This is a genomic window from Actinophytocola sp. (assembly GCF_050699915.1).
Classification (GTDB): Bacteria; Actinomycetota; Actinomycetes; order Mycobacteriales; family Pseudonocardiaceae; genus Actinophytocola.
Genome location: NZ_JBOHGA010000229.1, coordinates 1 through 9,530, shown reverse-complemented (window position 1 = coordinate 9,530; position 9,530 = coordinate 1). Strand labels below are relative to the sequence as shown.

6 protein-coding genes are annotated in these 9,530 nt (G+C 71.9%); all 6 read right to left on the bottom strand.

Going from position 1 to position 9,530, the window contains the following annotated elements; translation table 11 throughout:
- Positions 1–310 precede the first annotated feature (310 nt).
- Positions 311–2,890, bottom strand: coding sequence for an aminopeptidase N (gene pepN, locus ACRDSK_RS28050; protein WP_431444342.1), 2,580 nt, complete (start codon positions 2,888–2,890; stop codon positions 311–313).
- Positions 2,832–3,803, bottom strand: coding sequence for a DMT family transporter (locus ACRDSK_RS28045; protein WP_431444341.1), 972 nt, complete (start codon positions 3,801–3,803; stop codon positions 2,832–2,834). The genes pepN and ACRDSK_RS28045 overlap by 59 nt, the downstream gene beginning before the upstream one ends.
- Positions 3,800–5,647, bottom strand: coding sequence for a non-ribosomal peptide synthetase (locus tag ACRDSK_RS28040; RefSeq protein ID WP_431444340.1), 1,848 nt, complete (start codon positions 5,645–5,647; stop codon positions 3,800–3,802). The genes ACRDSK_RS28045 and ACRDSK_RS28040 overlap by 4 nt, the downstream gene beginning before the upstream one ends.
- Positions 5,640–7,319 (bottom strand): acyl-CoA dehydrogenase family protein, encoded by a 1,680-nt coding sequence (locus ACRDSK_RS28035; protein ID WP_431444339.1) that lies wholly within the window; start codon positions 7,317–7,319, stop codon positions 5,640–5,642. Before ACRDSK_RS28035 ends, ACRDSK_RS28040 begins: the two co-directional genes overlap by 8 nt.
- Positions 7,279–8,049 (bottom strand): thioesterase II family protein, encoded by a 771-nt coding sequence (locus ACRDSK_RS28030; RefSeq protein WP_431444338.1) that lies wholly within the window; start codon positions 8,047–8,049, stop codon positions 7,279–7,281. The genes ACRDSK_RS28035 and ACRDSK_RS28030 overlap by 41 nt, the downstream gene beginning before the upstream one ends.
- Positions 8,046–9,530: acyltransferase domain-containing protein (locus ACRDSK_RS28025; RefSeq protein ID WP_431444337.1), on the bottom strand; the 1,485-nt coding region annotated here is incomplete at its 5' end. The genes ACRDSK_RS28025 and ACRDSK_RS28030, both read right to left, overlap by 4 nt.

The following is a 9,530-nucleotide window of genomic DNA, read 5'->3' as shown; positions in this document are numbered from 1 at the left end:
TTCTACAACCGCCACCGCCGACACTCCACCCTGGACTGGATGAGTCCCGTAGAGTTCGAAACCATCACCCGCCCGTCGACCCTCATCTCCTCACTGGCGAGTCCGTGAAACGGGGTCAAGATCACGTCGGGTGTGGGGTCACGCCTGGGCGGAGAAGCCGAGCACCCGACAGGTCACCGCCACCGGCACCCGCACGGGCGCGTCCGGGGGCGGCGAGTTCACGGACCAGCGGGTAGGTCACTGGGCAGTCCAGATGATCCGTTGAGACTGCCGGCATGAGGAAGGCAGCGAACCCCCGATTCCTTGGGACTCACGCCGGCCGCTCGTCAGCGTTACGGTCCGCGGCGCGGGCGCGGAGGGCGCGGGTGACACCGTCGCGTCCTTCGATCACCATGCGGCGCAAGGGAGCTGGGCGCCGTGCTCCGGCGAGCCATGCGTCGGTGGCCGCGAGGGTCGCCGGCTCGATCTGCCCGCGCGGGTAGAGGCCGGTGACGATCTGCCGCTGGGTCTCGGGTGACCGGCACGCGAAAACGTCGTCGAGCATCTCGAAGTATTTCGCGGTGTACGGTGCCAGCAACTCGTGCTGGTCCGGCTGAGCGAACCCGGCGATCACCGCCGTCAGTTGGGCGCCGGGAAGCTCCGCCTGTCCCACGACTCTCTCCCACGCCGCCGTCTTCGCCTCGGGCGTCGGGCGTGCGGACAGGCAGCTCAGGTGGCGACGTGCGCCGTCCGCCGTGCCGTCCCTCGCGAGCTCTGCGTCCACCATGGACTCATCGACTGAACCGATGGCACACAACCGTTCCAGAATCGTCCAGCGGAGATCGTCGCCGATCTCCAGACCTGCCATACCGTGCTCGCCGGCCAGCAGTCCGTGTAGCACCGCGATGTGCTCCGCGGTGGCCGCCATCGCGACGAACCCCTCTACCCAGGCGAGTTGGTGGTCGCTGCCCGGATCCGCCTCGGCGGACCGGACGAGTGCCTCCTCGGCGTAGCGGGTCGTCCCCTCGGCACGCCAGGCGGGATCGGCGTACTGCCACAGCGCGGTGCGCAGCCTGCGCAGCTGGGTGCGCAGGATGCCGATCTCGGTCTCCGCGCGGAGGCCGGCGAGCACCATCGGCAGGTACAGCCGGGCGGCGAATTCGCCGTCCCGTGTCATGTCCCACGCGATCGACCAGCACAGCGCGCGAGGCAGCGAGTCGGCGAAGTCGCCGATCCGGGCACGCACGACCGCCCAGGACGCCTCGTCCAGTCGCACCTTCGCGTAGGTGAGGTCGTCGTCGTTGGGCAGCAGCACGGCCGGGCGCGTGGCCGGCATCGGCACAACCGTCGCCGGACCGTCTACATCGACCTCGACCCGCGCCCCGCGCACCAGCCGCCCGCCAGCTTGGTCGTAGCTGCCGATCGCGATGCGGTGCGGGCGCAGCACCGCGGTGCCCGAGGCCTCCGCCGGCAGGTCTGGTGCCTCCTGCTCGACCACGACGGCGCCAGGCGCGCCCTCGCCAGGGGCCGCCGTGCGCAGCCTCAGCACGTTGACTCCGGCCGTCTCCAGCCACGCGCCGGACCACCGGCTGAGGTCCCGGTCAGATGCCTTTTCCAGCGCCGCCAACAGATCGCGCAACCGGGTGTTCCCCCATGCGTGCCGGCTCATGTAGTCGCGTAAGCCCGCCTCGAACGAGTCGCGGCCGACGTAGGCCATCAGCTGCCGCAGTACCGAGGCCCCCTTCTCGTAGGTGATTCCGTCGATGTTGCCGAGGACCTCGGAGACGTCGCCGATCTCTGCGACGATCGGGTGCGTGGTCGGCAGTTGGTCCTGCTCGTACGCCTTGTCCTTCATGGAGTCGGTGAACGTGGTCCATGCCCCCGGCCAGCGACTGCCCGCCATCTCCGCCCGGCAAGTGGTGGCCATCAGTGTCGCGAACGACTCGTTCAGCCACAGGTCGTCCCACCACGTCATCGTGACGAGGTTGCCGAACCACATGTGGGCCATCTCGTGCAGGATCGTGTCCGCGCGCTCCTCCCGTTCGCGGTCGGTGACCCTCGACCGGAAAAGGTCCTCGTCCCGGATCGTCACCGCGGCCGCGTTCTCCATCGCATAGGTGTGGAACTCGGGCACGAAGACCTGGTCGTACTTGCCGAACGGGTAGGCGATGGCGAACATCTGGTGGAAGAAGTCGAGCCCCTGCCGGGTGGTCTCGAAGAGGTCGTCGGCGTCGAGGAACCGTCGCACGGACTGGCGGCAGTACAGGCCGAGCGGAAGACGGCGTCCATCCGGTCCGATGTAGACGTCTCGCACCTGCTCGTAGGGCCCTGCGATCACGCACGCGACGTAGGTCGGCACCGGCAGGGTCCGGCCGAACCGGTGCACCACACGGTCGCCGGACTCGACGCGCTCAGCCTCGACGTTGCCGATCGCCCGCCACCCGGTCGGGGTCGTGACGGTGAACCGGCAGCGCGCCTTGAGATCCGGCTGATCGAAACAGGCGAACACGCGGCGCGCGTCGGGCACCTCGAACTGCGTGTAGAGGTAGGTCTCGCCGTCGACCGGGTCGGCGAAGCGGTGCATGCCCTCCCCGGTCACCGAGTACCGGCAGTCCGCGACGACCCGGACCTCGGTGTCCCCGGCCAGGTCGCGCAGCAGGATCCGGTCGCCCGCCAGCACATCCCCGACGGCCTGCGACGCACCGTTGAGCACCACCTCGTGCACCGCGACCGCGACCAGGTCGAGGAAGACCGTGGCACCGGGCGTTGCGGTGAACCGGACGGCGGTGACCGACCGGAAGGCCGACTCGTCCCGCGCGCCGCTCAGGTCCAGGTCGATGTCGTAGGAGACCTCACTGATGACTGCTGCCCGCGTGCGGGCCTGGCTGGCGGTCAGGCTCTCGGCTGGCACGCTCTGCCTCCTGTGTGCTGGGTGCCGGCACCGGCGGCTGCCCCTGGTCGCCGATCGGGAAGAGAGCTAGGCCGCCGAGCAGCAGTGCGCCGGCGATCCACTGCGTCGGGCCGACGGTCTCGCCGAGGAAGAGCACGGCGGAGACGACCCCGAACAGCGGGATCAGGTTGAGCGCGACACCGGCCAGCCCCACGGACACCTTGCCGACGGCGTAGTTGTACGCCAAGTAGGCGATTGCGAAGGCGCCGACGCCGACCGCCGCCGCCGCCAGCAGCTGCGGCAGCTGCGACAACCCGGGAACCGGTTCGAACCCCGTCAGCCACACGACCACCATGACCGGAATCGTCATGAGGAAGCCGATCCCGAACTGGTAGGCGGTGATCTCCAGTGCGTCGGCCTTGCTGGACAACCGGTTCACCACCAGCACCGCCCCGGCCGCGCCGAAGTTGGCGAGCAGGATGAACAGGTCGCCGAACCCGCCCACCACGGTCAGGTCCGCGGTGGTGAGCACGACGGCGCCGGCGGTGGAGATCAGCGCACCGGTGATGCCGCGAATTCCCACGCGCTCGTGGGCGAACAGGACGCCGAGCACCAGCACGATGACCGGCAGCAGCGCCAGCAGGAGCGCGGCGTCGGTGGCGGCGGCGGTCAGCAGCCCGACGTTGAGCGCCCCGTAAGTCACGAATGGTTCGAGCCAACCGAGAAAGGTGTAGTGCCGCAACGGAACTCGGCGTGGCGTGCGCCGCCGCCGGAGCAGCATCAGCACCCACAGAAAGGCCGCTGCGGTGCCGCACTCGACGAACAGTGTCGTGAACGCGCCGATGCCGGTGACCGCGTACTTGCCGACCACGATCTCCACGCCCCACGCCAGCGTGGCGAGGACGAGGGCCGCGTAGTACCAGCCCCGGTTCACTCCCCCACCTCGCCGGTCCCCGCACCGGAGCCGCCCGACAGCCGCTCGAGCTCCGCCACGAGGTCGGCGAACCGGGGCCGGTCGAAGACCTCGTACAGGGGTAGGTCCACGCCGAGGCGCTTGCGCACCTGGTACACGATCTTGTTGGCCAGCAACGAATGTCCGCCCAGTTCGAAGAAGTCGGCGTCGGCGTCGACCTGCTCGAGATCCAGCACCTCCCGCCAGATGGCGGCGAGCGCGGACTCCTCCGGTCCGGCGTCCGGCGCGGTCTCGGCGGGGGCGGACACCCGCCGCGCGCTGGTGGCGATCCGGCGTAGCTCCGCCCGGTCTGGCTTGCCGCCGAGAGTCAGGGGGACCGTCTCCACCGTCGTCCACAGATCCGGCACCAGATGCTCGGGAACGCGGTCACGCAGCCGGCCCCGGACGCCGTCGGTGAACTCGGCGTCGGCCGGGCCGTCTGCCGGCGTGAGCACCGCGACGAGCCGGCGGGTCTCCGCCGACGCGCCGTCGGCGAGGACGTACGCCTGACGGACCGCGGCATCCTCGCGCAGGGCCGCCTCGACCTCGCCCGGCTCCACTCGGAACCCGCGCTTCTTCACCTGGTCGTCCACTCGGCCCAGGAACTCGAACGCGCCGTCGAGCCGCTGCCTCGCGAGGTCGCCCGTCGCGTACACGCGGGCGCCGGGCACGTCCGGGTCGGGTAGGAAACGGGCCGCGGTCAGGCCGGGATCGGCGACGTAGCCGCGGGCGAGACCGCGCCCGCCGGCGTAGATCTGGCCCACCTCGCCGGGCGGGACCGGCCGCAGGTCGTCGTCGAGCAACCGGATGCTCGTGTTCGGCATCGGCGCGCCGATCGGTACCGGATCGGAGTGGTCTCGTGACACAGCGTGCATGGTAGTCGCGACGGTCACCTCGGTCGGCCCGTACGCGTTCACGAGCGCGCAGTCCGCGACAGCCGCGGTGAACCGCCGCGCGTGGCCGGCGGAGAGCACGTCGCCGCCGACCACCAGCTTGCACAGCCCGGCCAGGTCCGACACCTGCTCGTCGACCATGAGGTGGAACAGGCCGGTGGGCAGCAGGACGGTGGTCGCCCCGTGCTGGCGGATCAGCTCGGCGACGTCCCGCCCGGACGGGCGCCCCGCGGGGGCGATGGCCAGGGTGGCGCCGGCCGTCAGCGCGCTCCACATGTCGAAAGTGGCGGCGTCGAACGAGACCGACGACAGGTGTAGCACGACGTCGGCGGCGGACACCGGCACGATGCCCGGCGGCTCCACCAGGCGCACCACACCGCGGTGCGTGATCATCACGCCCTTCGGGGTGCCCGTCGAACCCGACGTGAACATGACGTAGGCGAGGTCGTCCGGATGCGTCTCGGGGAGCGTCGGCCCGGACCCGCGCCTGGCGCCCGCCGGGTCGTCGACGGCCAGGTACCGGCCGTCGAACCCGTGCGGCAGCCGTTCGCGCAACGCGCTCGTGCCGACCACGACCGAGCAGCCCGCGGTGGTCAGCATGAGCCGCAGGCGCTCGACAGGGTAGTCCGGGTCCAGCGGCACGTAGTACCCACCGGCGAACAACGCGGCGAGCGCCGCGACCACGAACTCGGCAGTGCGGGGTAGCAGCACCCCGACGGCCGGTCGGTCGACGCCGGCGGCGCGCAGCTCGCCGGCCATGCGGCGGGCACGAACCAGCAGCTCGCGGTAGGTGATGCGTTCGTCGCCTACGACGATCGCGGCGCGGCCGGGATGCTCGCGCGCCGCGGCCACGACGAGGTCGTGCAGGCACCTCCGGTCGATCGGGCCGGTCGTCTGGTCCACCGCGGCCGCGGTGGCCACGGTCTCAGTCATGGGACCCCTCACCGACGGCATCACGCAGCAGCCAGTCCAGCGCGTCGTCGTGCAGGACGCGCTCGCTCATCGCGGCGTAGTCGGGCTCCTGCTCGTTGGCCGCCTGCGGCCACAACCCGGCCAGCTCGCCACGTGCCTCCGCGCACCAGATGTCGGCCAGTTCCTGGGCGACGGTGTCACCGCGCTCCGCGAGGTGGGCGGCGCGGGCCAGCACGATCGCCATGCCCAGGGTGGTGATGCCGATCCGACCCGCCAGCATCAGCTTGTGCTGGTACTCGGGGACGGGCGCCGACCCGTTGCGCTGCAGGAGCCTGCGCAGCAGCGCACCGAGCGCGTGCACCTCGGACTCCAGGTGCGCGAGGTGTGCCTGGTTGCGTGGGGACAATGCCTCGTCCGTTTCCGCGCGCCGGCCCGGACCGGGCTCGTCGCCCGACCGGGCGTCCGCCGTCTGCAGCGCGCCGAGCGCCGTCCAGTAGTCGAGCAGAAAGTCGACGCCACCGGAGATGCGAAGGCCGCGCGCGTCTCGGACGAACCGCTCGACGGGCAGGGTCGGGCCGCCGCGGCGAGCCTTGCTCTCGCTGGTCTCGTAGCCCTCGGCCGCCAGCAGGGACAGCGTGCGGTCCATGGCGCGCCAGCAGGCGACCGAGATCAGGTTCTTGGCGGCGGTGTGCTCCGGGGCCTGCTCGGCGAGGTCGTCGGTCTGCAGGCTCCACCGCGTCACGCTGTCGATCGCGAACACGTCCGCCGCGTTCTGCGCGACGATCCGCCGGATGGCGTCGTGGTCGCCCAGCGGGCGCCCGTCGCTCGTGCGCCGGTTGACGAACTCCTTGCTCCACACCAGACACTGCTTGGCGATCGCGAGCGAGGACGGGCCGATCGTGAGCATCCGGCCCAGCACGGCGAGCCGGACGAGAGCGGGGTCGTCGCGCCATGCGTCGACCGAGGCCGGCAGCAGGTGCTCGGCGGGAACCCGGACGTTGTCGAACCGGATCACGCCGAACGGCGCGCCGTGCAGGCCCATGTACTGCTGCGGGACGACCTCGACGCCCGGGGAGTCGGTCTCCACGAAGAAGATGCGGATCTGGGTCGTGCCGTCGTGCTCGAGAGATGCGGAGACGTCGACGAGCCCGGCGGAGATGCCGTTGCCGATGTGGATCTTCTCACCAGAGATCAGGTAGGCGGCCCCGTCCTCGACCGGCACGGCGACCGTCTCGCGGCCGGCGTTCGCCGCGCCGCACACCTCGGTGTCCGCGGTGCCGTGGACCGAGCCCGCGTCGACGTGGCGTTCCAACAGTTGGTGCAGCGGTCCGTCCGGCACCAGGGACAGGTAGTGGCTTGGGCCGAAACCGTTGCTGCTGCCCAGCATCAGCGCGACCGCGGGGCTGATGCCGGCGACGGCCTCCAGCGCGCGGACCGCGTTCAGCGGGGAGAGCGCGGCCCGGTTGCCGTTGTCGACCAACATGCTGAACCAGCCCTGCTCCCGGAACAGCTCGACCAGCCCCGCGGGCATGCGCCCGGTGGTATCGAGCTCGGCCGGGTCGACGTGCTCGAGGACCAGCCGGCGCAGTGCCGCGACCGCCTCGTCGCCCGCGCGCTCCTCCTCCGGGGCCTGCTCGGGGAACGACCGGACATCAGCCCAGCGCAGGTGACCCAGGAAGAGCTCGTCGAGCAAGCCTCGAGTGGTGGGCGGAGAGGTAGTCGAGTACGTCATCCTGATTCTCCCTGAAATAGAAATGATCTCCGGCGAACATGCGGAGCTCGAACGGTCCGGTGGTGTGGTCGCGCCAGGCGGCCAGCCCGGGCTCGGTCACGACCGTGTCGTCGGTCCCGCCCAGGGCGACGACCGCGCACGGCAAGGGTTCGGTGTCGGACGGCCGGTAGCCGGCCACGATCCGCAGGTCGGCGCGCAACGGCGCCAGCGCGAGCGCACGCCAGTCCGGGTCGTCGCGCAGCTCGGCGGGCACCGCGCCGAACTGGTCCTCCACGTGGTCGATCAGGTCGTCGTCGGTGAGCGAGGCGAACGACGGATCGGGTACGTGACGGCGCGGCGCCGCGTGGCCGGACAGGTACAGGCACCGCGGCAGCGTCCGGCCGGCGACCCGCAGCGCGACGGCGACCTCGTAGGCGACCGTCGCGCCGAGGCTGTGCCCGAACAGGTCGTAGGGCGCGACGAAGTCCACCTCGTCGACGATGGCGGTGACCAGATCCCGCATCGTCGTCAGCGGCTCCTCGCCGGTCCGGCCGCCGCGACCGGGTGTCTGCACGCCCCAGATCTCCCGGTCCGGCAGCAGGTCCGACCAGGCGAGGAACTCCCCCGCCGAGCCGCCGCTGTGCGGGAAGCAGTAGAGCCGTTCGGCGCCCTCCCGGCGGGTGCGGCACAGCAGCCACGCTCCCCCGCTCATGACGCGGCGTCCCGTCGCCGGTCGATCGCCTCGGCGAGTCGGGCCACGGTCGGTGCACCGAACACCGCGCGCACCCCGATGTCCCCACCGAGCTCGCGGCGCAGGATCGTGGCCACCCGAGCGGCGAGCAGCGAGTCGCCGCCGAGCTCGAAGAAGTCGCGATGCCGGTCGACCTCGTCGAGGCCGAGGATGGTGCTGTACGCGGCGGCGACCACTGCCTCGGTGTCGCCGGGAGGCGTGTCGCCGGCCGGCCGGACCGGGGCTGACCGCTCCGCCCGGGGCGCGGGCAGCTCCGCTCGCCGGCCGGTGTCGTGCTGGGACTGCTCGTCCCCGTCGAGCCGGAACCGCCGCGGTTCGAATGGGTAGGTGGGCAGCGGAACCCGGCGTAGACGCTCCTCGGGATGCAGCTCGGACCACGTGACCGGGACGCCGGCCTGCCACAACCGGCCGACGGCGGTCAGCAGCACCTCGGCACCGGGCGTCGGGTCGGCGACGTGCGGCATGCTCGGCACCACGACCCGTTCGTCGCCGGCCGCGCCCTGTGTCAGGTACTGCCGGGCCAGTCCGCTCAGGGTGCGCCCCGGCCCGACCTCCACCAGGGCAGCGGGCGCGAGTCCGTCGACCGGGCCGAGCACCGTGTCGAACACAGCGGCGAAGTTCACGGTCCGGCGCATGTGCCGCACCCAGTACTCGGGGTCGATCGCCTCCTGCGCGCTGACCGGGCGTCCCGTGCTGTCGGAGATCCAGGTCAGCTTCGGGGGCGCCAGCCGGACCGACCGGACGCGCTCACGGAAGGTGTCCAGCGCGGGTTCCACCAGCGGGGAGTGCGCCGCCGCGCTGATGTGCAGCCGCCGGTTCTCGACCCCCTCCTCCGCGAGCTCGGCCCGCAGGGCTTCGACCGCGTCCACGGAACCGGCGACCACGCACTGGGCCGGGCCGTTCACCGCGGCGACGGACAGCCGCGGGCCGAGGCGCGTCCGGAGTCGTTCGGCGGGTGCGGACACGGCGAGCATGGCGCCGGCGGGCATCTCGTCCATGAGCCGGCCGCGCTCGGTCACCAGGAGCACGGCGTCGGCGCAGCTGAGTACGCCGGCCGTCGTCGCGGCCGCGTAGGCGCCGAGGCTGTGCCCGGCCACGGTGGCCGGCTCCACCCCGAACGACCGCCACAGCCCGGCGAGCGCGTACTCCACGGCGAACACGACCGGCTGGCCGACGGCCATGGTGGCGAGCTGCGTGCCCGCCCGGCGGACCGCGGCCTCGTCGTCCTCGTCCGGGAACAGCACCTCGCGCAGGTCGAACCCCAGCCGGGGCTCGGCCAGTTCGGCGCAGGTGTCGAGATCCTCGCGGAATCGCGGCCAGCGTGCGTAGAGCTCGGCCGCCATGCCGGTGTGCTGCCCGCCGTGTCCGGAGAACAGGAACACGACGTCCGGGGGCAGCGGTGGCGCCGGGCGTACGGCTGGGCCGGCGCCGGCGGACAGCAC

Bases quoted from the DNA above. Each gene is read 5' to 3' on its own strand.
- ACRDSK_RS28030 (WP_431444338.1), bottom strand. From the start codon at position 8,049: ATGAGCGGGGGAGCGTGGCTGCTGTGCCGCACCCGCCGGGAGGGCGCC.
- ACRDSK_RS28040 (WP_431444340.1), bottom strand. From the start codon at position 5,647: ATGACTGAGACCGTGGCCACCGCGGCCGCGGTGGACCAGACGACCGGC.